The 25,855-nt window shown below is 73.8% G+C and carries 25 protein-coding genes and 1 riboswitch; of the genes, 11 read left to right on the plus strand and 14 right to left on the minus strand.

From position 1 onward, the window contains the following. The first annotated feature begins 14 nt into the window (after window positions 1-14). Entirely contained in the window at window positions 15-257 is a 243-nt protein-coding gene (locus tag ACF1AL_RS10535) for a bacterioferritin-associated ferredoxin (RefSeq protein ID WP_386585282.1), read from the plus strand. A 59-nt stretch (window positions 258-316) separates the two neighbouring features. Here ACF1AL_RS10535 and bfr read toward each other — a convergent pair whose 3' ends face one another. Continuing rightward, window positions 317-796: a bacterioferritin gene (gene bfr / locus ACF1AL_RS10540; RefSeq protein WP_366835959.1), complete on the minus strand. Its 480-nt coding sequence runs from the start codon at window positions 794-796 to the stop codon at window positions 317-319. Window positions 797-981: 185 nt separating this feature from the next. On the opposite strand from bfr, the gene ACF1AL_RS10545 reads away from it, so the two are divergent. Continuing rightward, entirely contained in the window at window positions 982-1,614 is a 633-nt protein-coding gene (locus tag ACF1AL_RS10545; protein WP_366835958.1) for a sulfite oxidase-like oxidoreductase, read from the plus strand. A 47-nt stretch (window positions 1,615-1,661) separates the two neighbouring features. Here the strand turns inward: ACF1AL_RS10545 and ACF1AL_RS10550 are convergent, their stop codons facing one another. From ACF1AL_RS10550 to thiO, 6 genes are all read right to left on the minus strand, one after another. Then, window positions 1,662-2,222, minus strand: a complete 561-nt coding sequence (locus tag ACF1AL_RS10550) for a DUF4396 domain-containing protein (RefSeq protein ID WP_391825790.1) — start codon at window positions 2,220-2,222, stop codon at window positions 1,662-1,664. A 75-nt stretch (window positions 2,223-2,297) separates the two neighbouring features. Continuing rightward, a complete protein-coding gene (locus tag ACF1AL_RS10555; protein WP_366835956.1) occupies window positions 2,298-3,170 on the minus strand; it encodes a deoxyribonuclease IV in 873 nt (290 codons plus the stop codon). A 93-nt stretch (window positions 3,171-3,263) separates the two neighbouring features. Then, the gene (pknB, locus tag ACF1AL_RS10560; RefSeq protein ID WP_391825791.1) at window positions 3,264-5,186 is read right to left on the minus strand and encodes a Stk1 family PASTA domain-containing Ser/Thr kinase; all 1,923 of its coding nucleotides are present in this window, start codon (window positions 5,184-5,186) and stop codon (window positions 3,264-3,266) included. 112 nt (window positions 5,187-5,298) lie between these two features. Then, complete coding sequence (locus ACF1AL_RS10565; RefSeq protein WP_366835954.1) at window positions 5,299-6,093, minus strand: thiazole synthase; 795 nt, start codon at window positions 6,091-6,093, stop codon at window positions 5,299-5,301. A 3-nt stretch (window positions 6,094-6,096) separates the two neighbouring features. Beyond that, complete coding sequence (gene thiS, locus ACF1AL_RS10570) at window positions 6,097-6,297, minus strand: sulfur carrier protein ThiS (protein ID WP_391825792.1); 201 nt, start codon at window positions 6,295-6,297, stop codon at window positions 6,097-6,099. After that, on the minus strand, window positions 6,294-7,484 hold the full coding sequence (gene thiO, locus ACF1AL_RS10575; protein ID WP_391825793.1) for a glycine oxidase ThiO: 1,191 nt from the start codon (window positions 7,482-7,484) through the stop codon (window positions 6,294-6,296). Before thiO ends, thiS begins: the two co-directional genes overlap by 4 nt. Further along, window positions 7,482-7,595: riboswitch (TPP riboswitch) on the minus strand. Its footprint overlaps the gene before it by 3 nt. A gap of 52 nt (window positions 7,596-7,647) precedes the next feature. Between thiO and ACF1AL_RS10580 the strand changes: the two genes are divergently transcribed. From ACF1AL_RS10580 to ACF1AL_RS10605, 6 genes are all read left to right on the plus strand, one after another. After that, window positions 7,648-8,019 (plus strand): hypothetical protein, encoded by a 372-nt coding sequence (locus ACF1AL_RS10580; RefSeq protein ID WP_391660904.1) that lies wholly within the window; start codon window positions 7,648-7,650, stop codon window positions 8,017-8,019. A gap of 32 nt (window positions 8,020-8,051) precedes the next feature. Next, complete coding sequence (locus ACF1AL_RS10585) at window positions 8,052-9,281, plus strand: NAD(P)/FAD-dependent oxidoreductase (protein ID WP_391825794.1); 1,230 nt, start codon at window positions 8,052-8,054, stop codon at window positions 9,279-9,281. A gap of 87 nt (window positions 9,282-9,368) precedes the next feature. Continuing rightward, entirely contained in the window at window positions 9,369-9,734 is a 366-nt protein-coding gene (locus ACF1AL_RS10590; protein ID WP_358689519.1) for an Rv2175c family DNA-binding protein, read from the plus strand. 160 nt (window positions 9,735-9,894) lie between these two features. After that, window positions 9,895-10,548 carry a thiamine phosphate synthase gene (thiE, locus tag ACF1AL_RS10595; RefSeq protein WP_391825795.1) on the plus strand — a complete coding sequence of 218 codons (654 nt, stop codon included), beginning with the start codon at window positions 9,895-9,897 and terminating at the stop codon, window positions 10,546-10,548. A gap of 123 nt (window positions 10,549-10,671) precedes the next feature. After that, complete coding sequence (gene metF, locus ACF1AL_RS10600; protein ID WP_391697580.1) at window positions 10,672-11,595, plus strand: methylenetetrahydrofolate reductase [NAD(P)H]; 924 nt, start codon at window positions 10,672-10,674, stop codon at window positions 11,593-11,595. Between the two features lie 56 nt (window positions 11,596-11,651). Continuing rightward, on the plus strand, window positions 11,652-12,575 hold the full coding sequence (locus ACF1AL_RS10605) for a hypothetical protein (RefSeq protein WP_391825796.1): 924 nt from the start codon (window positions 11,652-11,654) through the stop codon (window positions 12,573-12,575). A gap of 16 nt (window positions 12,576-12,591) precedes the next feature. On the opposite strand, the gene ACF1AL_RS10610 is transcribed toward ACF1AL_RS10605, so the two are convergent. The 4 genes from ACF1AL_RS10610 to ACF1AL_RS10625 all read right to left on the minus strand — a co-directional run bounded on the left by ACF1AL_RS10610 (window position 12,592) and on the right by ACF1AL_RS10625 (window position 18,122). Then, window positions 12,592-14,100: a phytoene desaturase family protein gene (locus ACF1AL_RS10610; RefSeq protein ID WP_391825797.1), complete on the minus strand. Its 1,509-nt coding sequence runs from the start codon at window positions 14,098-14,100 to the stop codon at window positions 12,592-12,594. 422 nt (window positions 14,101-14,522) lie between these two features. Further along, window positions 14,523-15,149 carry a TetR/AcrR family transcriptional regulator gene (locus ACF1AL_RS10615; RefSeq protein WP_366835945.1) on the minus strand — a complete coding sequence of 209 codons (627 nt, stop codon included), beginning with the start codon at window positions 15,147-15,149 and terminating at the stop codon, window positions 14,523-14,525. A 44-nt stretch (window positions 15,150-15,193) separates the two neighbouring features. After that, window positions 15,194-17,278 (minus strand): YhgE/Pip family protein, encoded by a 2,085-nt coding sequence (locus ACF1AL_RS10620; protein ID WP_391660910.1) that lies wholly within the window; start codon window positions 17,276-17,278, stop codon window positions 15,194-15,196. Next, window positions 17,250-18,122, minus strand: coding sequence for an ATP-binding cassette domain-containing protein (locus ACF1AL_RS10625; RefSeq protein WP_391825798.1), 873 nt, complete (start codon window positions 18,120-18,122; stop codon window positions 17,250-17,252). The genes ACF1AL_RS10620 and ACF1AL_RS10625 overlap by 29 nt, the downstream gene beginning before the upstream one ends. A 152-nt stretch (window positions 18,123-18,274) precedes the next feature. Between ACF1AL_RS10625 and ACF1AL_RS10630 the strand changes: the two genes are divergently transcribed. From ACF1AL_RS10630 to ACF1AL_RS10640, 3 genes are all read left to right on the plus strand, one after another. Beyond that, window positions 18,275-18,841 carry an SAV_6107 family HEPN domain-containing protein gene (locus ACF1AL_RS10630; protein WP_366835942.1) on the plus strand — a complete coding sequence of 189 codons (567 nt, stop codon included), beginning with the start codon at window positions 18,275-18,277 and terminating at the stop codon, window positions 18,839-18,841. A 136-nt stretch (window positions 18,842-18,977) separates the two neighbouring features. Then, window positions 18,978-19,748, plus strand: coding sequence for a methyltransferase (locus tag ACF1AL_RS10635; RefSeq protein ID WP_366835941.1), 771 nt, complete (start codon window positions 18,978-18,980; stop codon window positions 19,746-19,748). Window positions 19,749-20,036: 288 nt separating this feature from the next. Beyond that, window positions 20,037-20,426 carry a DUF3040 domain-containing protein gene (locus ACF1AL_RS10640; RefSeq protein WP_366835940.1) on the plus strand — a complete coding sequence of 130 codons (390 nt, stop codon included), beginning with the start codon at window positions 20,037-20,039 and terminating at the stop codon, window positions 20,424-20,426. Between the two features lie 193 nt (window positions 20,427-20,619). On the opposite strand, the gene ACF1AL_RS10645 is transcribed toward ACF1AL_RS10640, so the two are convergent. Genes ACF1AL_RS10645 through ACF1AL_RS10655 form a run of 3 tightly spaced genes read right to left on the minus strand, consistent with a single transcriptional unit; the run spans window position 20,620 to window position 25,510 of the window. Continuing rightward, window positions 20,620-23,097 carry a DUF3488 and DUF4129 domain-containing transglutaminase family protein gene (locus tag ACF1AL_RS10645; protein ID WP_391825893.1) on the minus strand — a complete coding sequence of 826 codons (2,478 nt, stop codon included), beginning with the start codon at window positions 23,095-23,097 and terminating at the stop codon, window positions 20,620-20,622. After that, the gene (locus tag ACF1AL_RS10650) at window positions 23,097-24,473 is read right to left on the minus strand and encodes a DUF58 domain-containing protein (RefSeq protein ID WP_391820583.1); all 1,377 of its coding nucleotides are present in this window, start codon (window positions 24,471-24,473) and stop codon (window positions 23,097-23,099) included. The genes ACF1AL_RS10645 and ACF1AL_RS10650 overlap by 1 nt, the downstream gene beginning before the upstream one ends. Further along, entirely contained in the window at window positions 24,473-25,510 is a 1,038-nt protein-coding gene (locus tag ACF1AL_RS10655; RefSeq protein WP_366835936.1) for a MoxR family ATPase, read from the minus strand. The genes ACF1AL_RS10650 and ACF1AL_RS10655 overlap by 1 nt, the downstream gene beginning before the upstream one ends. Between the last annotated feature and the right edge of the window lie 345 nt (window positions 25,511-25,855).

Consider the following 25,855-nt stretch of genomic DNA (forward strand, 5'->3'; position numbering starts at 1 on the left):
CGATCCGGCGGGAGGTGAACCGCGTGTACGTCTGCAGCTGCTTCGGCGTGACCGAGGCGCAGGTCCGGCAGCACGCGGAGAACGGCGCCTGTACGCCCCGCCAGATCGCCTCCGCGTGCAAGGCCGGCACGGACTGCGGCTCGTGCGTCCGGCGCATCCAGGCGCTGCTGGGCCGCGGCTCCTGCCCGCGCCGTGAGCTGGCCGACCAGGGCAAGCCGGTGCTGTCCACGCTGCCCGGCCTGGAGGAGGCGGCCTAGCCGCCCGTCCGGGCGACGCCCGCGCGTCTCCCGGCTGCCCCGGCTCTTGGGCCGGTGCCTCAGCTCTCCGGCTGCTCGATCAGCTGCGCGATGTACAGCGCCTCGCCGAGCTTCTCGATCAGCTCGAGCTGGGTGTCCAGGTAGTCGATGTGGTGCTCCTCGTCGGCGAGGATGTCCTCGAAGATGTTCGCGGACGTGATGTCACCCTTTTCGCGCATCACCTTGATGCCGCGCCGCAGCCGGTCGATCGCCTCCACCTCGATCTCCCGGTCCGCCCGGAACATCTCGGTGACCGTCTGCCCGACCCGGACGTGGAACAGCCGCTGGTAGTTCGGCAGCCCCTCCAGGAACAGGATCCGGTCGGTGAGCACCTCGGCGTGCTTCATCTCGTCGAACGACTCGTGCCGCGTGTACTTGGCGAGCTTCGTCCAGCCGAAGTTCTCCTGCATCTTCGCGTGCAGGAAGTACTGGTTGATCGCGGTCAGCTCACCGGTCAACTGCTCGTTGAGGAACTCGATGACCTCGGGGTCGCCCTGCATCGCGGCGGGCTCCTTCCACCTGGGGGATCGGGAGGTTGCGGCCGCATGATTGCACCGGGCCCGGAGATCGTCCAGTAAGTGCGCACTTAGTAAGTTAGTGAATGCTTGGTCGATTTGAGGATGAGTTGTCCGGTTCGCGGGCGGGCTGGTCGGGTGCACTGCTCCCGGTCTGTCAGGATGGAGACATGGGTCATCCGGTGGAGCGGGAATCAGGAGAAGCAGCACGGTCAGAGCTTCCGCCGGGGCAGCGAGTGCAGCGGGGCTGGCCGGTCACGCACTACGGGCCGGTGCCCAAGTTCCGGCCCGAACGCTGGGAGTTCCGGGTGTTCGGCGCCACGGCCGACGGCGCGAAGCACTGTTGGACCCACGAGGAGTTCACGGCCCTGCCGTACACCACGGTCGTGGCCGATCTGCACTGCGTGACGAAGTTCAGCATGCTCGGCGCGGAGTGGGGCGGCATCCCCGCCCGGACCATCCTGGACATCGCGCCGCCGGCCCCTGACGTCACCCATGTGATGGTGTGGGCGGAGTACGGCTTCAGCTCCAACCTGCGCCTGGCCGACTTCACCGCCGAGCGCACGCTCTTCGCCACCCACAAGGACGGCGAGCTGCTGACCGCCGAGCACGGCTTCCCGCTGCGGCTGGTCGTCCCCCATCTGTACGCCTGGAAGGGTCCCAAGTGGGTCCGGGGCGTGGAGTACATGACCGCCGACCGTCGCGGCTTCTGGGAGGAGCGCGGCTACCACAACATCGGCGACCCCTGGAAGGAGCAGCGCTACTCCTACCAGGAAGAGCCCGGGGACGGCCCCGAGCTCTGAGTCCTGCCGATGCCCGCCGGCCGCTGGTGACGCGCCGGCGGGTCCCCTCAGTGGTGGTAGTGGTGCACCACCGCGTGGCCCTTGCCGCGGCCGATCATCCACTTGTTGACCGGGGTGGTGACGACGAAGGCGAGCGCCAGTGAGATCGCCAGCGCGCCCCAGAACAGCAGGTCGTCGAGGTGGGCGTCCATCGCCTGCGGCCACAGCGCGATCACACCGTTGTCGATCAGCTCCATCACGGCGATCGACAGGGTGTCCGCGGCCAGCGCCACCCGGAAGGCGGTACGGAAGTCCACGCCGGCCTTCAGCACGCCGCGCAGGGTGAGCGAGTAGCCGAAGAAGAAGGCCAGCACGATCGCCATCACCATCGTCGCCACGTTGCCCCAGCCGAGCCACGTGCCGATCACCATGCCCAGCACCTCGCCGATGGCACAGCCGGTGAGGCAGTGCAGGGTGGCCTGCGCCGCCATGGCCCAGCCGGCGCCGGGCGCGGCGTGCCCGCCGTGACCGTGGTCGGAGTGCCCGCCGTGGCCGTGGACGGCGTGCCCGCCGCGGCCGGGTTCCGTGTGGTGCTGGTGGGTGTGCTCGGTGTGCGCCTCGTGCTGCATGACTGCCCCCATGGTCAGGTGACGGTTCCTGCGACCACAGGAACCGTATACCCCCTGGGGGTATTCCCTCAACGCCTACCGCTCGCGGAGTTTCTTCAGCCGCTCCACGTCCGCCGCGTGCCCCTCCTTGCCGCCGGGCGTCTCGATGACCAGCGGGACGCCCTCGGTCGCGGGGTGCTCCATCAGCGCGCGGAACGCGTCCTCGCCGATGTGCCCCGCGCCGATGTTCGCGTGCCGGTCCTTGTGCGCGCCGACCACGTCCTTGGAGTCGTTGGCGTGGATCAGCTTCAGCCGGCCCGCGCCGACCGTCTCCACCAGCAGGTCCAGCGTCTGCCCGGCGCCGTGCGGCCCGGTCAGGTCGTGCCCGGCGGCGAAGATGTGGCAGGTGTCCAGGCACACGCCGAGCTTCGGATGGTGCTCCAGCGCGTCGAAGTACGGCCCGAAGTCCCAGGTCCGCGAGCACAGCGAGGCGCCCTGCCCGGCCGTCGACTCCAGCAGCAGGAACGGGTCGTCCTCGTGGGTCAGCTCCTCCAGCAGCGGCAGCATGTGCTCGCGCACCTGCTGCAGCGCCACCTCCCGCTCCCGGCCGCCGGTCGCGCTGCCGGTGTGCACCACCACGCCCAGCGCGCCGATCTCGCGCCCGCGCCGCAGCGAGTGCCGCAGCGACGCCACGGACCGCTCGACGGTCGCCTCGGTGTGGGAGCCGAAGTTGATCAGATACGGCGCGTGGACGTACGCCGGGATCGACTCCGCCGCGCAGGCCGCGCGGAACGCCTCGTCCTGGCGCGGGTTCCCGGCGGGCGTGGCCCAGCCGCGCGGGTTGGCGACGAAGACCTGCACGGTCTCCGCGCCCAGCTCACGGGCGTACGACAGGCCGACGGAGTGCAGGCCGCCGGCCACCGGGACGTGCGAGCCGACGGGGTTGCGCAAGGGGGATGCAGGTGTCACCCGTTCAGCCTGCCATGGGCCCCGGTGCCGCCGGTCACCCGGCGGTGGTGGCCTCCGTCACCGCCGGTGAACGGGAGCGTCGGCGGCCCTCCGTCACCGGATGGTGAGCGTGATCGTCGAGCCCTTCGGTGCCTTCTTGCCGCCGTCCACGGACTGCTTCTTCACCGTGTCGCCGAACAGCCCGAAGAACCCGCGGTCCTCCTTGACCTTGAACCCGGCGTCCTGCAGGGCCTGCTTGGCGTCGTCGACGCTGTCACCGACCACGTCCGGGACCTCGATCAGCTCCGGCCCCTTGGACAGGGTCAGCGTCACCGTGTCGCCCTCGGCGGCCTGGCCGCCGGGGTCCGGGGACTGCGCGGCGACCTGTCCGGCGTCGAACTCGGAGTTCACCCGCTCCGGGGCGACCTTCACCTTCAGGCCGGCGTCCTGCAGCTCGGACCGGGCGTCGGCCAGGTCGGAACCGGTCACGTCCGGGATCTCCACAGGGCTGCCCTTGCTGACGGTCAGCGCGACGGCCGAGCCCGCGTGCCGCGAGGTGCCCGCCTCCGGGTCGGTGCCGATCACCGAGCCGCGCGTCACCTCGTCGCTGAACTCCCGGGTGATCATGCCGGGCTCCAGACCGCTGTCCTTGAGCACCGCGCGGGCCTTGTCCAGCCGGTAGCCCTGCAGATCGGGCACCTTCACCGTCTCCGGGCCCTTGGACACGGTCAGCCGCACCGCGTCGTGGTCGCGGATCCGGGCGCCCGGCTCCGGGTCGGTGCTGATGACCGTGCCCCGCTTCACCGTGTCGCTGTAGGCGTAGGTGACCTTGCCGACCTCCAGACCCGCCTCGTCCAGCCGCTGCCGGGCCTGCTCCTCGCTCTGCGCCAGCAGCGGCGGCACCTTGGTGAACTGCCCGGAGTTGATGTACCAGACGCCCGCGCCCACGCCCAGCACCAGCAGCACGGCCGCGAGCAGGGTGATCAGCCGCCGCGGGGAGCGGGAGGCAGGCCGCGCGGGAGCCGGCGGCGGTGTCTCGAAGCGGCTGGTGCGGTGCAGCAGCGCCGGGTCGTCCTCGTTGACCGGCAGCGGACGCGGCACCGTGAGGGACCGCGGGATCACGCTCGTGCGGTCGTCGGCGTTGTCGTGCTGCGCCGTCAGCGCCTGCGGCGGCAGCGCGTCGAGCTCCTCCTCGCTCAGCCCCGCCCGCGCCTCGCGCACCCGCGCCAGCAGCGCCACCGCGTCGAGCGGACGGGCGTCGGGCGTACGCGCGGTGGCCGCCGCGACCAGCTCGTCCAGCGCGGGTGCCAGCCCCGGCACCTGCTCCGAGGGCGGCGGGACGTCCTCGTGGAGGTGCTTGTAGAGCACCACGGCCGCCGAGTCGCCGTCGTGCGGCTTGCCGCCGGTCAGCATCTCGTACAGCACGACCCCGCACGCGTACACGTCCACCCGCGGTTCGGCGGCGCCCTGGTCGATCTGCTCCGGCGCCAGGTAGGAGACGGTGCCGAGCACCGCGCCCGTGGTGCTGGTGACGGTGTCCACCGAGCGCACCAGCCCGAAGTCGGCGACCTTCACCCGGCCGTCGTCCCCTATCAGGACGTTCTCCGGCTTCATGTCCCGGTGCACGAACCCGGCCCGGTGCGCGGCGCCCAGCGCGGCCAGCACCGGCTCCAGGATGTCCAGGGCGGCTCGCGGCTGCAGCGCCCCGCGCTCGCGCAGGACGTCCCGCAGGGTGCACCCGGCGACGTACTCCATCGCCAGGTAGACGTAGGCGCCGTCGGTGCCCTGGTCGAAGACCTGCACCACGTTGGGGTGCGCCAGCCGGGCGACGGACTTCGCCTCCCGGATGAACCGCTCGACGAAGGAGCCGTCGGCCGCGAGCGTCGGGTGCATCACCTTCAGCGCGAGGACGCGGTCCAGGCGGGTGTCCAGGGCCCGGTAGACCGTGGCCATCCCACCGACCGCGATCCGCGCGTCGACGCGATACCGGCCGTCGAGCACCTGCCCGACGAGAGGGTCCGAGAGGGTCGTATCCACGCAGCGAGTCTACGAGGCACGACCGACACGCCCGCCGTTTCACCCGACCAGAGGGGTGACTGCAGCCGACCTGTGACGCTGCGGAGACCCCGGTCCGGCCGCCAGGGGGCGTCTAGAAGGCGGGGCGCTCCGGGTCGAGCCGGGCGATGCCGTCCGTCGGCGAGGACGCCTCCGCGAAGTGCCGCTTGGGGATGCGCCCCGCCCGGTACGCCAGCCGGCCCGCCTCCACCGCGTGCCGCATGGCCTCCGCCATCACCACCGGCTCCTGCGCCCGTGTCACCGCCGAGGCGAGCATCACACCGGCGCAGCCCAGCTCCATCGCGAGCGCCACGTCGGAGGCGGTGCCCGCGCCCGCGTCCAGGATGACCGGCACACGCGCCTGCTCGACGATCAGCTGGAAGTTGTGCGGGTTGCGGATGCCGAGCCCGGAGCCGATGGGCGAGCCCAGCGGCATGATCGCCGCACAGCCCACGTCCTCCAGCTTGCGCGCCAGCACCGGGTCGTCGTTGGTGTACGGCAGCACGGTGAACCCGTCGTCGACGAGCGTCTCCGCCGCGTCCAGCAGCTCGATCGGGTCCGGCAGCAGCGTGCGCTCGTCGGCGATGACCTCCAGCTTGACCAGGTCGGTGCCGAGCGCCTCGCGCGCCAGCCGGGCCGTGAGCACCGCCTCCCCGGCGGTGAAGCAGCCGGCGGTGTTCGGCAGCACCCGGATGCCGAGCCGGTCCAGCACCGACAGCACCGAGCCGTGCACGTCGGCCTTGACCCGGCGCATCGCCACGGTCGTCAGCTCGGTGCCGGAGGCCACCAGCGACCTTTCCAGCACGTCCAGGCTGGGCGCGCCGCCGGTGCCCATGATCAGGCGGGACGACAGGGCCGTACCGCCGAGGACGAAGGGGTCGTCAGCCATGGTTCAGCCTCCCTGGACGGCGGTCAGGACCTCGACGCGGTCGCCCTCGGCGAGGGCCGTGGCGGACCACTGGGTGCGCGGGACGACGGTCTCGTTGAGGGCGGCGGCCACCCCGGAGGGGGCCGCGGTGAGGGACTTCACGACGGCGTCGAGCGCGGTGCCGGGCTCGATCCGGTGGGGTTCGCCGTTGACGGAGATGTTCATGCGGGCTGCTCCGTGAGGGTGCGTGCGGCCTGCGGGGCTCCTGCCGCGGTGGAAAAGCGCTTCGGGGTGAACGGGCGGGCCTCGTCCGGCAGTTCACCGGTGACGAGGGCGTGGGCGAGGACGTCGCCGGTGACCGGGGTGAGCAGGACGCCGTTGCGGTGGTGCCCGGTGGCCAGCAGCAGGCCGTCCAGCGCGGTCGGGCCGAGCAGCGGCGCGTTGTCGGGGGAGCCGGGGCGCAGCCCGGCCCGGGTCTCGGTCAGCGGCAGCTCGGTGATCCCGGGCACCAGCTCGTGGGCGTCGCGCAGCAGCTCGTAGACGCCGCCGGCGGTCACCGTGGTGTCCCAGCCCATCTCCTCGCTGGTCGCGCCGACCACCAGTTCGCCGTTCTCGCGCGGCACCAGGTAGAGCGCGCCGCCGCGCACCACCGCGCGCACGGTCCGGCTCAGGAAGGGCGTCCCGTGGTCCGGCATGGTCAGCCGCAGGACCTGGCCCTTCACCGGCCGCACCGGCGGCAGCACGTCCTCGGGCACGCCGCCCAGCCGCCCGCTGAGGCTGCCGGCGGCGAGCACCACCCGGCCCGCGCCCAGCTCCTGGCCGTCGCGGGTGACGACGCCGGCCGCGCGTCCGTGCGCGAGCATGAGCCGTTCGGCCCAGGTCCGGTGGAACACCACCCCGGCCCGCTCGCACGCGGTGACCAGCGCGGCCGCCAGCCGCCGCGGGTCCACCTGGTGGTCGCCGTCCACCCGCAGCCCGCCGCGCACCCCCGGCGCCAGCATCGGCTCCAGGCGCCGGCAGTCGCGGCCCGACAGCCACTCCGACTCCAGGCCCGACTGCCGTTGCAGGGCGTGCAGTTCCTTGAGGTGGGCGCGGTCGTCGGCGTCCAGGGCGACGGCGAGCGTGCCGCAGCGCCGGTAGCCGAGGTCTTCTCCGGTGGCCTCGGTCAGCTCGGCCGCGAAGTCCGGGTAGCGGCGAGCGGAGGCCAGGTTGAGGCCGAGCAGGGTCTGCTCGCCGTAGTGCAGTTCGGTGACGGCGGCCAGCATCCCGGCCGCCACCTGGGCGGCTCCGCCGCCGGGCCCGGGGTCGACGACCGCGGTGGTGAAGCCGCGCTGTGCGGCCCGCCAGGCCGTGACCAGGCCGATGATCCCGCCCCCGATGACGAGGACGTCTGACGTACGCGTAGGCGACATGGGCGTCCAGCCCCTCCCTTCGCCGGCATGACCCGGATCAGGTTCGTACGGTCGGAGGCCGTCCCAGCCTCCCTCTCAGCCCGGTGCGTCCGGGCTCCCGCGAGTGCTTTACGGTGGCCACCCTAGCCCGTGCCGCTGTGTGTCTGTAAGGGAGCCTTCCGTCATGACCCGGTCCCTCGACGGTCTCGTCCTCGCCCCGGTCGCCGACCAGGCCCCAGGTCAGGTGGGCACCCGCACCCGGTTCGCCTACCACGAGCGCGAGGGCCGGATCTGGGCCGAATACGCGGGCGGGGACGTGGTGCGCGGGTATCTCGTGGGCACCCGGGACGGGGACCGGCTGGACTTCCGGTACGTCCAGCTGAAGCAGGACGGGACGACCTCCTCCGGCCACTGCGCGTCCACGGTCGTGGAGCTGCCGGACGGGCGGGTGCGGCTGGAGGAGACCTGGGAGTGGGAGTCCCAGGAGGGCAGCGGCACGAGCGTGGTGGAGGAGCTGCCCGCGCATGTGGAGCAGCTCACGGCGCAGGACCGCTGACTGACGGTCTGTCAGGTGTCTATGGTGATCAGGTGAGCGAGCAGACGCAGCAACGGGGCACGTCACAGACGCGGCGCGTGGTCGTCGTGGGCGCGGGCATGGCCGGGGTGCAGACCGCGGTCGCCCTGCGCGACCAGGGCTTCACCGGCACCGTCACCCTGATCGGCGCCGAGCCCCACCAGCCCTACGACCGGCCGCCGCTGTCCAAGGCCGTGCTGCTCGGCACCGCCGAGGGCTCCGCCTTCGACGTCGACTTCGACGCCCTCGGCATCGAGCTGCGGCTCGGCTGCGAGGTGCTGGGCGTCCGCCCCGCCGACCACGAACTGGACACCGAGGCCGGCCCCGTCGCCTACGACGTCCTCGTCGTCGCCACCGGCGCCGAACCGGTCACCCTGCCCGGCGCCGAGGGGGTGCCCGGCGTGCACCTGCTGCGCACCCTGGACGACGCCGAGCGGCTGCGCCCGGTGCTGGAGCGGCAGCACGACATCGTGGTCGTCGGCGCCGGCTGGATCGGCGCCGAGTTCGCCACGGCCGCGCGGGAGGCGGGCTGCGCCGTCACCGTCGTCGAGGCCGCCGACCGCCCGCTCGCCGGGGCGCTGCCCGCCGAGGTCGCCGCGCCCATGACCGCCTGGTACGCCGACGCCGGTGCCGAGCTGCGCACGCACACGCGCGTGGCGGCCGTCGAGCCGGGCAGCGTGGTCCTCGACGACGGCACCCGGCTGCCCGCCGGCGCGGTCGTCGTCGGCATCGGGGCGCGGCCCGCCACCGGCTGGCTGGCCGGGTCCGGCATCGCGCTCGGCACGCACGGCGAGGTGCTCGCCGACGCGCACCTGCGCACCTCGGTGCCGGACGTGTACGCGGTCGGCGACTGCGCCTCCTTCCCCTCCGCCCGCTACGGCGAGCGGCTGCTCGTGCACCACTGGGACAACGCCCTGCAGGGCCCCCGCACGGTCGCCGCGAACATCGCCGGCGACACGCCCGCCGCCTACGACCCGGTGCCCTACTTCTGGTCCGAGCAGTTCGGCCGTTTCGTGCAGTACGCCGGGCATCACACCGCCGCCGACCGCATCCTGTGGCGCGGCGAGCCGGACGGCCCGGCCTGGACGGTGTGCTGGCTGCGCGACGACCGGCTGGTCGCCCTGCTCGCGGTGGGCCGCCCGCGCGACCTGGCCCAGGGGCGGCGGCTGATCGAGGCGGGCGCGCGGATGGACGCACGGCTGCTGACGGATCCGGCCAGGCCGCTGAAGGCCGCCGCGGCCTGAGCCGCCCGGGGGGTGTCGTCCCAGGCGGACGGCCCGGCTGGACGGCCCCGGCTTCCGACTGTCAGTGGCAGATGGCAGGCTTGTTCCGTGACCGAGATTGACGCAAAGATCGATGCTCTCGTCCCCGCCTGGCTCACCCTTCCCGACATCGCCGAGATGCTCGGCGTCGAGGTGACGCGTGTCCGGCAGCTGGTCAAGGAGGGCCAGCTCATCGCCGTACGCCGTGGGGAGAACCGCGCGCTGCACGTCCCCGCCGCCTTCATCGACGGGGACAAGGTCGTCAAGGGCCTGGCCGGGACCCTGACGCTGCTGCGGGACGACGGGTTCACGGTCGAAGAGATGATCGAGTGGCTCTTCACGCCCGACCCGACCCTGCCCGGCACCCCCGCGCAGGCGCTGAGCGAGAATCGCGGCACGGAGGTGAAGCGCCGCGCCCAGGCGCTCGCCGTCTGATCCGTACAGGCTGAACACCGTCCGACGTACGGGCCGCGGCCGCGCAGGCCACGGTCGCGGACGGGTGCGGCCCGCGACCGCGGCCCGCATCCGTCCACCGGCCCGCCCTGCCGCGGCCCGTACGGCACGGACTTCCGCACCCATCCCTGGGGGGACCCGCATGACCGCCGCCGCCACCGCACGCGCCCGCCTCGCCGACGCCCGCCTCTACCTGTGCACGGACGCCCGCAGGCGCCAGGGCGACCTGCCCGAGTTCCTCGACGCGGTCCTGGCCGGCGGGGTCGACGTCGTGCAGCTGCGCGACAAGGGCATGGAGGCCGCCGAGGAGCTGGAGCACCTGAGCGTCTTCGCCGACGCCTGCGCCCGCCACGGCAAGCTCCTCGCCGTCAACGACCGCGCCGACGTCGCGCACGCGGCCCGCGCGGACGTCCTCCACCTCGGCCAGGGCGACCTCCCCGTGCCCGCGGCCCGCGCGATCCTCGGCGAGGACGTGCTGATCGGCCGCTCCACCCACGCCGAGGACGAGGCCCGGGCGGCCGCCGTCCAGGAGGGCGTGGACTACTTCTGCGCCGGCCCCTGCTGGCCGACGCCCACCAAGCCCGGACGGCACGCCCCCGGTCTCGACCTGGTCCGGTACACCGCCGCGCTGGGCACCGACCGGCCCTGGTTCGCCATCGGCGGCATCGACCTCGGCACCCTCGACGAGGTGCTGGAGGCGGGCGCGCGCCGGGTCGTCGTGGTGCGGGCGATCACCGAGGCGGAGGACCCGGGTGCCGCCGCCGCCGAGTTCGCCAAGCGGCTGCGGCAGGCCTGAGCGGGGTCCCTTTTCCGGGGCCGCGCTCGGAGGATTGTCCAAGGGGTGGACAACAACCCGGCAATTCGGGCAAATTTCCCCCCTTCGGTTGGGGGACCGTCCACCCCTGGCTAACCTGCCGGTATGGCCCTCGGAACACCGTCCACCAGGACCGATCGCGCGCGTACCGTGCGCGACATCCTCGCCTCCGGCAAGACGACGTACTCGTTCGAGTTCTACGCGCCCAAGACGCCGGCCGGCGAGCGGAACCTGTGGAACGCCCTGCGCAGGGTCGAGGCCGTGGCCCCCGACTTCGTCTCCGTCACCTACGGCGCGGGCGGTTCGACCCGCACCAGCACGGTCCGGGAGACCGAGCAGATCGTCGTGGACACCACGCTCACGCCGGTCGCCCACCTCACCGCCGTCGACCACTCCATCGCCGAGCTGCGCAACATCATCGGCCAGTACGCCGACGCCGGCATCCGCAACATGCTCGCCGTGCGCGGCGACCCGCCCGGCGACCCCATGGGCGACTGGGTGCCGCACCCGCGGGGCCTGACCTACGCCGCCGAGCTCGTCCGGCTCATCAAGGAGTCGGGCGACTTCTGTGTGGGCGTCGCCGCCTTCCCGGAGATGCACCCGCGCTCGCCCGACTGGGACACCGACGTGCGGCACTTCGTCGACAAGTGCCGCGCCGGGGCCGACTACGCCATCACACAGATGTTCTTCCACCCGGAGTCCTATCTGCGGCTGCGCGACAGCGTGGCGGCGGCCGGCTGCGAGACCCCCGTCATCCCCGAGGTCCTGCCGGTCACCAGCGTGAAGATGCTGGAGCGGGTGCCCAAGCTGAGCACCGCGGCCTTCCCGGACGAGCTGAAAGACCGGATCCTCGCGGCACAGGACGATCCGGCCGCTGTACGCTCCATTGGCATCGACTTCGCCACGGAGTTCTGCGCGCGGCTGCTGGCCGAGGGTGTGCCCGGTCTGCACTTCATCACGCTCAACAACTCCACGGCGACGCTGGAAATCTACGAGAACCTGGGCCTGCACCACCCTCCGCAGGCCTAGACCGGTCGCACCGCTGTACGACACACTGCGAAGCGGCCACTGGGAGAGGGGCGTACATGGGCTGGACGGTCCTCTACATCGCGTTCGGCGTCGTCGCGCTGTGGCTGCTCGGTGAAGTGCTGCTGCAGTACAAGGCACGGCTTCGCTGGCGGCTGCTCGCGTTCGTCGGCTTCCTCGGCGTCGTGCTCGGTGTGCTGATTCCTTCCGTCGTCGTCATCGCACTGGGCGCGGCCGCCTTCGCGGTCGGGCAGACCTACGTCACGCTGTCCTTCCGGCGCGGCTTCGCGGCCGGCTGGGCGGTCAGCCGCCGGGGCGCCGAGGCCGTGAAGGGCCGCCGGGGCCGGGCCGAGCGCCGCGACCCGACGCTGGAGGTCTCCGGCCTGGAGCCGGCCGAGGGCGACGAGGCCCCCGCCGCCGCCTTCGCCGCGGAGACCATGTCCTACGGCCCCGACGACGACCACGACGACGTGTTCACCCCGGTCCGCCCGCCCGCGGCCGCCGACGCGACCACGGTCTACGAGCCGCAGCCGCTGCCCGACGACACCGGTTCCTACGGCGTCTACGGCGAGACCGCGGCCTCCTCCGCGTACGCCGCGGCCGCCCAGCCCACCGGCGGCGACCAGGCGTCCTACGGCTACGACTACTCCGGCTACGGCGAGTACGGCTACGACACCACCGGCCAGCAGCAGTACGCCGCCTACTCCGACCCGTACATCGGCACCCAGACGTACGGCGGGGCCGCGTACGACACCGCCTACGGCGGCGGGTACGACCAGCAGGGCTACGCGCAGGACGCGTACACCGGCGGCTACGGCCAGACCCCGCCCGGCGGAGTGTGGGTGCCGCAGCAGCGCACCGACGACACCTACGGCGCCGAGCTGCCGCCGGAGCAGCCCTACCCCTACGAGCAGGGCACGGCCCAGCCGCACGGCGGCCAGCAGCAGGCCGGGCACGGCTTCGACGAGCAGTACCGCTTCTGACGCCGCCCCGCGGTTCTCACTGGGAGCCGCGGAACTGCGGCCCCTCGACGATCAGCCCGGCGACCAGCGCACCCGACATCCCCGCGTGGGGGAGCCCGCCGCCGGGGTGCGCCCAGCCGCCGACGCGGTAGAGGCCGGGCAGCGCGGTGGCGTTCCCGGGGTGCAGCAGGCGCCCGTCGCCCGCGGCGAGCGCGGGGGCGGGTACGGCTCCGAAGCGGGCGCCCGTCTCCTGCTCGGTACGGCCGGGACCGCGCACCTCGCGCCACAGGACGCGCTCGCCCAGCCCGGGGACCGCCGCCTCGGCGGCCTCGACCAGGAGGTCCGCGAACCGCTCCTCCCAGCCGTCGGCGTCCCGGCCGGCCTCCGTGGGCGCGGCGGCCGACAGGACGACGGACTCGTGGTCGCCGTCCGGGCACAGGGCCGGGTCGTCGGGCCGCAGCACGGTCACCGTGGGGCGTACCGGCTCGTCCGGGCGGGACGTGAGGAACTCCAGCTCGGCGACCCGGTCGGGGGCGTGCACCACCGTCCGGTGCGGGGTGCCGGCCGCACGCGCCCCGCGCAGCGCGAGCAGCACCGTGAAGCGCCCGGGGCGGGCGGTCACCGTGTCCGGCCGGACGTCGCCGTCCGCGTCGAGCAGCCGCTCGGTCAGCCCGCCGAGCCGCACGGGATCGACCCCGGCCACCACGTGATCCGCGTCCGCCACCGTTCCGTCCGCCAGCTCCACGCCCGCCGCCCGGCCGTCCTTGTCCACGATGCCGGTGACCTCGGCGCCGAAGACGAACTCGACCTTTCGCGCGAGGCACCGCTCGTACACGGCGCGGGCCAGCTCACGGATGCCGCCGCGGACGTACCACAGCCCGAAGGCGTGCTCCATGTACGGCAGCACCGCCGCGCTCGCGGGCGTACGGCGCGGGTCGAGGCCGTGGGCGAGGGCGTGGCTGTCCAGCAGCGCCGCCAGCCGCTCGTCGCCCAGTTCCCAGGCGCCGATCTGCTCCAGCGTCGCCGCCTTCCGCGTCCGCAGCAGCCGCTTGCGCTCCAGCGCCGGGTACGGCTCCTTGTCCGCCAGCACCCGCCAGTTCGGCCACAGGGGCTCCTCCAGCAGGGGGCGGCGGGTGCGGTCCCAAGTCTCACGGGCCCGGACCAGGAAGTCGCCCCAGCGCTCTCCGGCGCCCCGGCCCAGCGCCTCGTCCAGGGCGGCGACGACGCCCGCGCGAGAGGCGTTCGGCAGGGACACGCGCGTGCCGTCCGGGAAGAGGTGGTGCGAGGCCGGGTCGACCTGCGTCAGATCGACGCAGGCCTCCAGCGGCTCCTTGCCGGTCTTGACGAACAGGTCCCGCCACACCGCGGGCAGCGGCAGCAGCCCCGGGCCCGTGTCGAAGCGGAACCCGCCCCGCTCGAAACGGCGCACCGCCCCGCCGTACGTGTCCGACCGCTCGTACACCACCACCCGGTGGCCCGCGACGGCCAGCCGGGCGGCGGCCGCCATCGCGCCCATCCCGGCGCCGATCACCGCAATCCGTGCCATGCCTGCGACTTTATCCGCCGCCACCGGCACTCCCGCCGCGGGCCGGGACCCTCGCCCCTGTGCACACCCCGGCCGCCGTAGGCCCGAGCGCGCAGGTCTGAGTATCCGTACTCAGCCGGTGAGATGAGTAGCTGCGCGGATGGGCCCCGACCTGCGGGAACGAGACAGTGGAGACACGGAGACGGGGCACGGCTCCGGTACCGGCGACACGGGGCGCCGGAACGGAGCGGCCCTCGATCCGCTCCTTCCGCCGGCGGACGCCGGCGGGAGCGAGGCACGGGGGAGACCCGGGGGACGACCGCAACGGGGGTTCCACGGGGGGACGTCACGGGGGAGCACAAGGAAGCGCCGGTTCCGGCATGGCCCGCGGGGGACGCGGCCACGTCGGACCGGCGCTTTCCGTGCGCCCGGCCGCCCCTACGTCAGCGGCGGCCGCTCACCCGGCCCTGCAGCAGGCGGGAGAGCGCCGCGTGCACGTCGTCCAGGGACCGCTCCGGCTGGAACGACTTCCAGTCCAGCGCGGCCACCAGCACCATGCCCACCAGGGCCGCGGCCGTCAGCGGGATGTCGATCTCCTCGCTGAACTCGCCGTGCTCCACCCCCTCGCGCAGCACGCCCTCGACGACCGCGACGGCCTCCTGCCGGACCACCATCAGCGTGGACTGCCAGGCCCGGTTGGTGCGCCACAGCTCCGCCACGTACAGCTGGGTGAAGGCCGGGTAGCGGTCGATGAAGACGAGCCCCGCGCGGATCATCGCGTCCAGCGCGTCCACCCGGGAGCCGCCGCCGCGCACCGTCGTCTCCGCCGCCTGGCGCAGGGAGGCGGTCAGCAGGCCCACGCCGTGCCGCAGCAACTCCTCGAACAGGACGGACTTGCTCGCGAAGTTGTAGTAGACCGTGCCCTTCGCGACGCCCGCCCGCTCGGCGATCTCGTCCACCGTGGTGGCGGAGAACCCCTGCTCGGCGATGAGCGTGACGGCGGCCTCGTAGAGCTTCTGCCGGGTGGCCTCGCGGCGGGAGCCGGCGCCCCGCGTGGTGCTGCTGTCCATGGCGCTGATTCTCACAGGTCCGGCGGCCCGGCACGCGCGCGTGGTCACAGGCTCAGCTCCGGATGCAGCCGGTCCAGGGTCCACACCTGGCGGCGGCGGGCCGACAGGGCGGTCAGAGCCAGCGCCCCGGCGGTGAACGCCGCCAGCACCGCGCACGCCGTCCACACCGGGCCGAGCCCGCCGCCGCTGATGAGCCGGCGCAGGGCCTCCACGACATAGCTCATCGGCAGGAACGGGTGGAGGGCGTTGAAGAAGCCCGGTGACGTCTGCACGGGATAGGTGCCGCCCGCCGAGGTCAGCTGGAGCATGAGCAGGGCCAGCACCAGGATGCGGCCGGCCGCGCCGAAGCGGGCGTTCAGCCACTGCACGATCGCCCCGAAGCACGCCGTCACCAGGAACAGGAAGCCGACCGTGCCGGCCGCGCGGGCCATCTGCAGGCCGATCGCCCAGTGCAGCACGGCCATCAGCGCCGCCGTCTGCAGGACGCCGACGGCCACCACCGGCAGCCAGCCCGCCAGCGCGATCCGCCAGGCCGGGGCGCCCGCGGCGAGCGCGCGCCGGTTCATCGGCGGGATCAGCATGTACGCCACCATCGCGCCCACCCACAGCGACAGCGGGATGAAGTACGGGGCGAAGCCGGTGCCGTAGTTCGGCGCGTCATGCAGGTCGTGCGCGGCGAGCCGGACCGGGTCGGCCATCACGCCGGTGCGCCGGTCGCGCTCGCCCCGGTCGTAGTCGGGGATCTTCCCGGCGCCGTCGTGCAGCCCGCCGGCGAGCTTGCCGGAGCCGTCGACCAGCTTGTACATGCCGCCGTTCAGCGTCTCGGCGCCGGTCTTGAGCTTGCCGACGCCCTGGTCGAGCGCGCCCGCGCCGGTCGAGGCGGTGCCGAGCCCGCTGTGCAGCTTCTTCGCGCCCGCCGCGACCTTGGCGGCCCCGTCGTTCAGCTTGTTGATCTTCGATACGGCGTCGTCGAGGTCCTGGGTCAGGTGCGGGGCGCGCCGCGCGAGGGCCTGCGCCTGCTTCTGCAGGGTGGCGAGGTTGGCACGGATGGTCGTGAGGTCGCCGTTCTGGTCGGCGATCAGGGTGTTGAGGTCGTCCGCGATGCCCGCCACGTCGGCGGCGGACTGCTTGGCGTCCTTCAGCTTGGCGCAGCCGGCGTCCGGCAGCAGCGCCTTCTCACAGTGCTCCCGGTAGTAGGCGTCCAGCGCGTCGGCGGCCAGATGGGCGCCCTTGGCGGCGAGCGGGGCCCGCTTCACCAGGTCGTCGAGGTTGCGCTGGACGGCGGCCGCCGAGTCGGCGACGAGCCGGGCGGTGTCGCCGATCGTCTTCTGGTTGGCCTGCAGGAAGGGCCGGACCTGGCCGGCCGTGCCGTTGACCTTGTCGGCGAGCGCCTGGGTGCCGTCGGCCACCGCTTGCGAGCCGGTCTCCAGGTCGCCGGCGCCCCGGTTCAGCTTGGTGAGCCCGGTGTCCAGCTTCCCGCTGCCGGCCTTGGCCTCCTTCAGCCCGTCGGCGAGGTCCTTGGAGCCCTTCTCCGCCTTGCCGAGGCCGCTGCTGAGCCGGTCCGCGCCGCTCGCCGCCTGGACGGTCTTGTCGTGGATGTCGGAGAAGGAGATGAAGATCTTGTCCAGGAAGGAGCGCGACGCCTTGGTGGACGCGGCCGAGCGCACCTCGCTGAACACGGTCCGCGAGATCTGCCCCACGATGTAGTTGTTGGCGTCGTTGGTGCGCACCTGGAGGGCGCCGGTCTCGGGGTGGTCGCCCGCGCTGGAGGCGATGCGCCGGCTGAAGTCGGCGGGCATGGTCAGCGACAGGTAGTACGTGCCGTCCTCGACGCCCCGGCGGGCCTGCTCGGCGCTCACCCGGTGCCACTCGAAGGTGCGGCTGTCCAGCAGCCGCTCGGTGATGTCGTCGCCGGCGGTCAGCTTCTTCCCGTCGACGGTGGCGCCCCGGTCGTCGTTCACCAGGGCGACGGGGATGCGGTCGAGGCGGCCGTAGGGGTCCCAGAAGGACCACAGGTACAGCGCGCCGTACAGCAGCGGGAGCAGCAGCAGCGCGACCAGGGCGGCGCGTGGCAGCTTGCCCCGGCCGAAGCGCCGCAGCTCAAGAGCGGCCAGTTTCGGCGAGCGCATCGTCCGCCGCCTCCTTCGCGTCGTCGGTGCTCTCGTCGTGGGTGGTCTCGCCGCCGGGGGTCTCGTCGGGGGCGCTCTCGTCGTCGGGGGTCTCGTCGCCCTCGGCCGGGGTGCCGGCGCCGGTGGTCCGGTCGCCGGCGGTCGTCACGGTGACGGCGTCCTCGGGGGCCTCGCTGCACACGGCGACGACGGTCGTGCCGGACTCGGTGAGGGACCGCAGCAGCGCCCAGGCCTCGGCCCGTTCGGCGTCCGCCAGCTTCAGGTCCGCGTCGTCGACTCCCAGCAGACCGGGCCGCCCGATCAGCGCGAGCGCGATCGACAGCCGCAGCGCCTCCAGCCGCTCCAGATCGCGTACGGCGGTGCGCGGGCCCTTGGGCAGGTCCCGCAGGTCGAGCCCGGCGGCGGCCAGCGCGGCGTCGACGCGCCCGGCGGCGGTCGCGGCCCGCTCGGCGCGCGGCCGCAGCAGGGAGCGCAGCCCGTCGCCGAAGCGCCGCTGCAGCAGGGCCCGTTCCCGCAGGTGCTCGCCGACGGTGAGGGCCGGGTCGAGGTCGGTCACACCGGGCACATGGGCCAGAGCGCTGACCCGGCGCAGGGCGGCCATCCCGCGGGGCAGCCGGTGGCCGCCGACGGTGGCGCTCCCCTCCGTGGGGCGCATACGTCCGGTGAGCGCGAGCAGAAGACAGGTACGGCCCGAACCCGACGGCCCGGTGATCGCGATCAGCGCCCCCGGTTCCGCGTCGATGTCGATGCCGCGGAACGCCCAGCCCCGCGGCCCCTTCAGTCCGAGGCCGCGGGCCGCCACCGCGAGCCCGGGCGCGTCGTCGTCCACGCTGACCCCCTGCATTTTTGAACTGACTGGTCAGTGCAAAAACTAACGCGAACGGGCGAGCGAGGCAAAAGCCCAGGTCAGAACGGATTGTCAGTGCCATACCTCACGATGGGTACATACGGCACCCCGTAGGGCAGTGCCGTCACGCAGACGACAGGAGGTTCGTCATGGCCAGCTACTCCGCAGCCGCCGCCCACCGGCGCCGCGCAGGCGGCCCTGCCCCCTCACTGAACGGCCCGGCGAGCGACGTCCACCCGGTACTGCGCCGGGCCTCGGCCCCGCCCGCCGCCCTCGACCTGCTCGCCCAGGCACGCGCCGGCCTCGACGAGGCCGCCGTCCTCGAAACCCCCAACGAGCGCTACGCCACGGCCCACCTCGCGGCCCTGCGCACCGCCGCCGCCGTGCTCGCCGCGCGCGGCCGGCCGGAGTCCAGTCCGCGCAAGCGGGCCAGGATCCGGAGCGCCTGGGAAGTGCTCCCCGAGATCGCGCCCGAACTGACCGAGTGGAGCGCCCTGTTCGCCTCCGGCGCCCGGCGCCGCGCCCGGGCCGAGGCGGGCATCCAGGGCGCGGCGAGCAACCGGGACGCCGACGACCTGATACGCGACGTGGCGATGTTCCTGCGCCTCGTGGAGCGGATGCTGGTCCTCCAGCCGGTCCTGCCGCAGCCGCGCCAGGACCCCGGCGAAGCGGCCCGCGGGGAGGTGAGGGGCGCGGACATGCCCGACGCGGGCTGACCGCGGTGGCCTGGGGCGACCTGGGAGGCAATAGGGTGGAGCACGCCTGAAGCCTTCCGTCCCGCACCCCGGGCCGGACGGCAGCCCGAATCGCGCCGCCGGGACGTGGCGGTGCCGCGCCGAGGAGTCAACCACCGTGTCGGACCCGATGCGACCCCGAGCCTCCCTCCGTACCGCCGTGGTCTGGGAGGTCCTCCAGGACGCCCTCGACCGCCGGGTGAAGGCCACGGGACGGCAGGCGCTGGACGTCCTCGACACCGGGGGCGGCAGCGGCAACTTCGCGGTGCCCCTCGCCCGACTCGGCCACCAGGTCACCGTCGTCGACCCGAGCCCCAACGCGCTGTTCGCCCTGGAGCGCCGCGCCGCCGAGGCCGGCGTCGCCGACCGGGTGCGCGGCGTGCAGGGCGACGCCCACGGCCTGTTCGACGTGGTGGAGCGCGGCGGCTACGACGTGGTGCTGTGCCACGGCGTCCTGGAGTACGTGGACGACCCGGCCGAGGGCGTGCGCAACGCCGTCGCCGCGCTGCGCTCCGAGGGCGTGCTCAGCCTGCTCGCCGCCGGCCTCGGCGGAGCCGTGCTCGCCCGCGCGCTCGCCGGGCACTTCACCGAGGCCCGCCAGGCCCTCACCGACCCCGCCGGACGCTGGGGCGCCGGCGACCCGGTGCCGCGGCGCTTCACCGCCGAGCAGCTCACCGGGCTGGTGGAGAGCGCCGGCCTCGCGGTCGCCGCGGTGCACGGCGTGCGGGTCTTCGCCGACCTCGTCCCCGGGGTGCTCGTCGACACCGAGCCGGGCGCCCTGGAGGCGCTGCTGAAGCTGGAGGAGGCCGCCGCCGAGCTGCCCGCGTTCCACTCCGTCGCGACCCAGCTGCACGTGCTCGGCGAGACCCGCGGGACGCAGGAGGGCTGAGCCCGCTTGCGAGCCGGCCCGCCGGGTGCCGTTGATCAGCGCGTCGGCGGGGGCATGGAGTCCGCCACAGACCCCCCGTTCGGGGGCTTGTCGCCGTATGATCGAGGGAGACCACCCGGCATGACGGGTCGGCCGCCGGGGAATGGAAGCCTCAGCGAGCCGGGACGCCCATGACGGACTCCGGTTGGCCAATTGGCGCAGAGGGGCGGGTTTCACGGGGGCGATTCCCTGCCTATCCTGAAGGGACCCCCCGGGTCGCCCCGGCGACTGCACGATGAGGAGGACTCCGTGCCGCTCTCGGAGCACGAGCAGCGCATGCTCGAGCAGATGGAGCGAGCGCTGTACGCCGAAGATCCCAAGTTCGCGTCGGCGCTTGAGGGAAGCGGGCTGCGTACGTACACCCGGCGGCGGGTCTACCAGGCGGTCGCGGGCTTCCTCGTGGGTATCGCGCTCCTCATGGCCGGAATGGTCGCCAAGCAGGTCTGGCTCAGTGTCGTCGGCTTCCTCGTGATGCTGGGCTGCGCCGTCCTCGCCGTGACCGGCTGGCGCAAGGCACCCAAGCCGGGGGAGCAACCCGGCGCCGGTCCGCAGGCGCGGCGGCAGCGAGGTCCGAAGCGTTCCATGATGGATCGCATCGAGCAGCGCTGGCAGCGCCGCCGGGACGAACAGGGCCACTGAGTCCCACGGTCTTTCGACGACCTCCCGAGGGGTGACCACCACCAGGTGGTCACCCCTCGGTCGTCTCCCGACCTCTCGTCTCCCGTCCTCTCGCCCCCTGAGCACGAGGCCCCCGGTCACTGCGGTCGCAGCGGCCGGGGGCCGGGTGTTCGGCGGGTGCCGTGGCAGCGGGCCACGGACGGGCGCCGGGGGCTCAGCCCGTCTGCTCGCCCGTGGGGCGGCGGAGCAGCTGGGACCAGCGGGCCGACCAGCGGGCCTTCACGGCGGTCCAGCGGTCGGACAGCGCCCAGGCCGCCCGCACCGCCGAGCGCGGGGCGATCAGGGCCCGCAGACGGGTGCGACGGCCCGCGCGGGCGCGCAGCGCGCTCCGCAGCCGGCGCACGTCGTCGGCGAGACCGGCCTCCGCGCGCGGCCGCGGCGCGTAGAGCACCTGCTCCACGGCGCCCGCCACCCGGTGCACCGACGCCGCCGCCGGCTCGTCCAGCTCGCCCAGGCGCACGATCCGCGCCGCCGCCCTGCGCGGGGTGAGCGCCTCGTCCGGCGGGATGCCGTAGTCCCACGCCGTGTCGGTCAGCTCGCGCCACACCGCGAGGACATGCCCGGCCGCCTGCTGCCCGGCGAGCTGCCCCGTCCCGGCGCCGGCCTCGACGGCCCCCGTCCCGCCCGCGCGGCCCTCCCCGGACGGCTCCGGTCCGCTCGGGGCGTGCTGCGCCGAGGCCAGCCGGACCGCCCGCCGCCGCACCCGCCACAGCATGGGCAGCAGCAGGACGATCACCACCGCGAGGCCCAGCAGCGACCAGGTGGCGAGCGCCCACCAAGGGGTGGAGCCGCCCTCACCCCGGGCCGGGTTCAGCGGCACCGCGGCCGCGCACTCGTCGAGCTTCTTCGCCTGCGCCGAGCAGCTCGTGCTCGCCGAGGGCGCCGCCGACGGGGCCGCGCCCGCCGAGCGCGTGGCCTGCGGAACGTCGGGCAGGTTGTTGCCCGGGCTGTCCGGCCGCGTGTACGTCGGCGTCGTACCGCGCGACGGGGTCGGCTCGAAACGGGTCCAGCCCACGCCCTCGAAGTACAGCTCGGGCCAGGCGTGCGCGTCCTTCAGCCCCACCGCCACCGAGCCGTCCGCCTGCACCGAACCGGGCGCGAAACCGACCGCGACCCGGGCCGGTATGCCCAGGGTGCGGGCCATCGCCGCCATCGCGAAGGAGAAGTGCACGCAGAAGCCCTGCTTGTCCCGCAGGAACGTGGCGATCGCGTCGGGGCCGCTGCCCACCTCCACCTGTGTGTCGTACTGGAAGCCGCCGGTGACCGCGAAATAGTCCTGCAGCGCCACCGCCCTGCCGTAGTCGCTCGTCGCGTCCCGGGTGATCTGCCGGGCCGTGCGCGCCACCACGGCCGGCAGCGAACCCGGCACCTTGGTGTACTCCTGCCTGATCCGCTCCGGCGAGCGCGGGGCCGAGGCCAGCTGCTCGGCCGTCGGGCGCACGTCCAGGCTGCGCACCTCGTACGTCTCGCCGCGCGTGGTCTGGCCGTGGTCGCCGACCAGCGTCATGCCGACCGGTTCGTAGCGCCACTTGCCCCCCACGGACACCCCGCTCGGCGGGTAGGGCATGGGCAGCCAGTCCTGCGCGTACCAGTCGGCGGCCGAGATGCGGGTGGTGACCTGCGCCCGCCGCACGTCGGCGCCGAGGCCGGCGGGCGTCGGGAACTCGTCCGGCACCGCCGTGATGTGCCGCTTGGCCGGCTTCCAGGTGGTGCCGTCGAAGTCGTCCAGCGACACGATCCGCAGATACAGGTCGGAGATGTCGTCGCTGTTGGTGCGCAGGACCATGACCGTGCGGTCCTCGTCCTGGTTCAGGCTGTCCCGCAGCGACACCAGCGGATTGACCGCGGAGATCGTGCCCCCGCCGCCCGTGCCCGCGCCGACGCCGCCGCGGGCCCCGCCCAGCAGCCCGCCCTGGATCGCCGGCAGCGGCAGCATCGGCACCACCAGCGCGATGCCGAGCGCGACGGCGCCGATCCGCCGGCCCGTGCGCACCGGGGCCGGCGGGCCGTCCGGCATCCCGGGATCCCGGGGCGTGCCGCCGAAGACGCGGCCCCACTGCGACAGCCGCTCGCGGCCCTCGGCGAGCAGCAGCATCAGATAGCCGGCCGCCGCCACCAGGAACCACAGCCAGTCCATGCCGCCGTCGTACAGTCCCGCCGCGACCGAGTACAGCGCGAGCAGCGGCAGACCCGCCGGGGCCGCGCTGCGGTACGTCACCGCCAGCGTGTCCACCAGCAGACCGATCACCAGCACACCGCCGACGAGCATCAGCCGGATGCCGTCCGACTCCAGCGGCGCCGGGATCGCGTACCGGGCGATGTCGTCCGACCCCTGCCGCAGCAGCTCGCCGAAGCGCTCGATCGCCTGCGGTCCGGGCACGAACCCGGCCAGGGCCTGCCCGCGGACGAAGACCAGGGTGAGCAGCAGCAGCGTGACCAGCGCCTGCGAGGCGACGGTCAGCGGCCGGGCCAGCGGCACCCGCCGGGTCGCCGCGCCCACGCCGGACTGGATCGCCAGCAGGACCGCCGCCTGCAGGATCCAGGTGGCCGGGTCGACCAGGGGCAGCAGCGCGCAGGACGCCATCACGGTGGCCGACCACGCGCACAGCGCCAGCCGTGCCCGTCCGCTCATCATCGCGCCTCCCCCGTACCGCCCGCGCCGCCCGCGGCCGCCAGACTCGTGCGCTCCTGGTCCGCCTGGTGCCACAGCTCGGCCAGTGTCACGCCGCGCGGGACGCCGAGCGCCGTCCAGCCCGCCTCGCGCAGCAGCCGCAACCGCTCCTCCGTCCTGTTCATCGGACGGGAGACGTCGGTCGGTTCACGCAGCCACACATCGCTGTCCAGGACGAAGGCGATCGCGGCCCCGCTGCGCCGGCGCATCCGGGCGGCCACCGCGGCCTGCTGCTCGTCCAGGTCGCCGAAGAAGGCCACCAGCAGCCCCTCGTTGCCGCCGCGCAGCACGTCGTAGGCCCGGGACAGGCCCGCGCCGTCGGAGTGGTCGATCACCGCGAGGGTGTCCATCATCAGCCCGGCCGCGTCCGCGGTCTCCTGGCTCGCGCCCGCGAACCCGTCCGCGCCCTCGCCGGGCACCGAACTGCCGGTGTCGGTCAGCAGCCGCACGGAGAAGCCTCGCTGGAGCATGTGCGTCAGCACCGAGGCACAGCCGGACACCGCCCACTCGAACGCCGCGTCCGGCCCGGCGCCCCGGTAGGCGAGCCCCCGGGTGTCCAGCAGGACCGTGCAGCGCGACCGCTGCGGCTGCTCCTCGCGGCGCACCATCAGCTCGCCGTAGCGGGCCGTGGAGCGCCAGTGCACCCGGCGCAGGTCGTCGCCGTAGCGGTAGCCGCGCGGGATCACGTCGTCCTCGCCGGCCAGCGCCAGCGACCGCTGCCGCCCGTCGCCGTACCCCGTCGCCTCGCCGGTCAGCCGGACCGGCGGCAGCGCCTCCACCCGCGGGATCACCGTCAGGGTGTCGTACGAGGAGAAGGACCGGGTCAGCTCGCACATGCCGAACGGGTCCGACAGCCGCAACTGCAGCGGGCCCAGCGGATAGCGGCCGCGCAGGTCGGAGCGGACCCGGTAGGACACCTCGCGGCACCCGCCCGCCTCCACCCGGTCCAGCACGAAGCGCGGGCGCGGGCCGAGGACGTAGGGCACCCGGTCCTGGAGCATCAGCAGGCCGGTGGGCAGCCGCGAGACGTTGTCCACCCGCAGATGGACCCGGGCCTCGCTGCCGGCGGGCACGCGCGCGGGGCTGAGCCGGCGGCTGCCCGCGACCCGGTAGCGGGTGCGGTACAGCACGCCCGCGCACACCAGCGGCAGCGCCGCCAGCAGCAGGCCGACCCGCAGCAGGTCGGCCTGGCCGAGGACGTAGGCGCAGATCGCGGCGGCGATCCCCGCGGCCAGGAACGAGCGGCCGCGCGTGGTCAGCCCGGCCAGGGCCGTCCGGATGCCGCCCTTCTCCCCGCGGTCGGCCGCCGGACGTCCCGTCCCCCCGTCCGCCGTCATCACAGCCTCCGGGGCGGCTGCTGCGGGTAGCCCGGGGCCGCCGTGGCGCCCAGGCCGTAGCCGTGCTGCTGGGGCGCCGCCGGGACCGCGGTGTGCTGCAGGATCTCCAGCACGACCTGCTCGGCCGTACGGCGGTTGAGCTGGGCCTGGGCGGTGGGCAGCAGCCGGTGCGCGAGGACGGCGACGGCGAGGGCCTGCACGTCGTCGGGCAGCGCGTACTCCCGGCCGGCCAGGGCCGCGGACGCCTTCGCCGCGCGCAGCAGGTGCAGCGTGGCGCGCGGCGAGGCGCCCAGTCTGAGGTCGGGGTGGGTGCGGGTGGCGGCGACCAGGTCCACCGCGTAGCGCCGGACCGATTCGGCGACGTGGACGCCGCGGACGGCGTCGATCAGCTTCACCACGTCGTGCGCGTGCGCCACCGGCTGGAGGTCGTCCAGCGGGCTGATCCCGCCGTGCACGTCCAGCATCTGCAGCTCGGCCTCGGGGCTCGGGTAGCCGATGGAGACCCGGGCCATGAAGCGGTCGCGCTGCGCCTCGGGCAGCGGGTAGGTGCCCTCCATCTCCACCGGGTTCTGCGTGGCCACGACCATGAAGGGGCTCGGCAGCTCGTAGGTCTGCCCGTCGATGGTGACCTGGCGCTCCTCCATCGACTCCAGCAGCGCCGACTGGGTCTTGGGCGAGGCGCGGTTGATCTCGTCGCCGATCACGATCTGCGCGAAGATCGCGCCCGGCTTGAACTCGAAGTCCCGGCGCTGCTGGTCCCAGATGGACACACCGGTGATGTCCGACGGCAGCAGGTCGGGGGTGAACTGGATCCGCCGCACGGAGCAGTCGATCGACCGTGCCAGCGCCTTGGCGAGCATCGTCTTGCCGACACCGGGGACGTCCTCGATCAGCAGGTGTCCCTCGGCGAGCAGCACGGTCAGTGCCAGCCGAACGACCTCGGGCTTGCCCTCGATCACTCCTTCCACCGAGCTGCGCACGCGCTCGGCGGTGGCAGTCAGATCCGTAAGGCTCGCTCGTTCGTCATAGGTCGTCACCCGGCCCTCCTCGGCCCGTTCTTTCTCTGGGCCGCCGCTCTGTGATGCGAAACCGGCCCACCCCGAATCACGGACACCACGCGAAAAAGGTTCCCCGCGGCGTCACCACCGCATTCTTGTTGCCGTTACCGGTTCGTGTCACTCGCCTGTGGACAACTGGCTGCGATATGTCGGAGCTTGCGGCCTTTCGGCCCCGGGAACGCCGGATTTCGCGAACGATGCGTGAGAACGATGCGCACGCGGGACGTGGGAAAGAGATCCGGGCGGGACGTGGGCAGGAGTCCGCGCGGGGGAGCGGGACCGTCATCGCGTCACTCCGGTGCCGTGACCCACTCGGGTAAAGCG

It is taken from the genome of Streptomyces sp. NPDC014801, assembly GCF_043082085.1.
Taxonomy (GTDB): Bacteria; Actinomycetota; Actinomycetes; order Streptomycetales; family Streptomycetaceae; genus Streptomyces.

What these genes read in the sequence shown, in the direction of transcription:
- thiS (WP_391825792.1), bottom strand. Translation starts at nt 6,297, where the DNA reads ATGAACATCTCCGTCAACGGCGAACCCCACCGGATCGAGCCCGGCACC.
- ACF1AL_RS10650 (WP_391820583.1), bottom strand. Translation starts at nt 24,473, where the DNA reads ATGACGGCGGACGGGGGGACGGGACGTCCGGCGGCCGACCGCGGGGAG.
- ACF1AL_RS10630 (WP_366835942.1), top strand. Translation starts at nt 18,275, where the DNA reads ATGGCCAGCTACTCCGCAGCCGCCGCCCACCGGCGCCGCGCAGGCGGC.
- thiO (WP_391825793.1), bottom strand. Translation starts at nt 7,484, where the DNA reads ATGTCGCCTACGCGTACGTCAGACGTCCTCGTCATCGGGGGCGGGATC.
- ACF1AL_RS10550 (WP_391825790.1), bottom strand. Translation starts at nt 2,222, where the DNA reads ATGCAGCACGAGGCGCACACCGAGCACACCCACCAGCACCACACGGAA.
- ACF1AL_RS10605 (WP_391825796.1), top strand. Translation starts at nt 11,652, where the DNA reads ATGGGCTGGACGGTCCTCTACATCGCGTTCGGCGTCGTCGCGCTGTGG.
- ACF1AL_RS10645 (WP_391825893.1), bottom strand. Translation starts at nt 23,097, where the DNA reads ATGAGCGGACGGGCACGGCTGGCGCTGTGCGCGTGGTCGGCCACCGTG.
- ACF1AL_RS10610 (WP_391825797.1), bottom strand. Translation starts at nt 14,100, where the DNA reads ATGGCACGGATTGCGGTGATCGGCGCCGGGATGGGCGCGATGGCGGCC.
- ACF1AL_RS10625 (WP_391825798.1), bottom strand. Translation starts at nt 18,122, where the DNA reads ATGCAGGGGGTCAGCGTGGACGACGACGCGCCCGGGCTCGCGGTGGCG.
- ACF1AL_RS10615 (WP_366835945.1), bottom strand. Translation starts at nt 15,149, where the DNA reads ATGGACAGCAGCACCACGCGGGGCGCCGGCTCCCGCCGCGAGGCCACC.
- ACF1AL_RS10620 (WP_391660910.1), bottom strand. Translation starts at nt 17,278, where the DNA reads ATGCGCTCGCCGAAACTGGCCGCTCTTGAGCTGCGGCGCTTCGGCCGG.
- ACF1AL_RS10565 (WP_366835954.1), bottom strand. Translation starts at nt 6,093, where the DNA reads ATGGCTGACGACCCCTTCGTCCTCGGCGGTACGGCCCTGTCGTCCCGC.
- ACF1AL_RS10580 (WP_391660904.1), top strand. Translation starts at nt 7,648, where the DNA reads ATGACCCGGTCCCTCGACGGTCTCGTCCTCGCCCCGGTCGCCGACCAG.
- thiE (WP_391825795.1), top strand. Translation starts at nt 9,895, where the DNA reads ATGACCGCCGCCGCCACCGCACGCGCCCGCCTCGCCGACGCCCGCCTC.
- bfr (WP_366835959.1), bottom strand. Translation starts at nt 796, where the DNA reads ATGCAGGGCGACCCCGAGGTCATCGAGTTCCTCAACGAGCAGTTGACC.
- metF (WP_391697580.1), top strand. Translation starts at nt 10,672, where the DNA reads ATGGCCCTCGGAACACCGTCCACCAGGACCGATCGCGCGCGTACCGTG.
- ACF1AL_RS10545 (WP_366835958.1), top strand. Translation starts at nt 982, where the DNA reads ATGGGTCATCCGGTGGAGCGGGAATCAGGAGAAGCAGCACGGTCAGAG.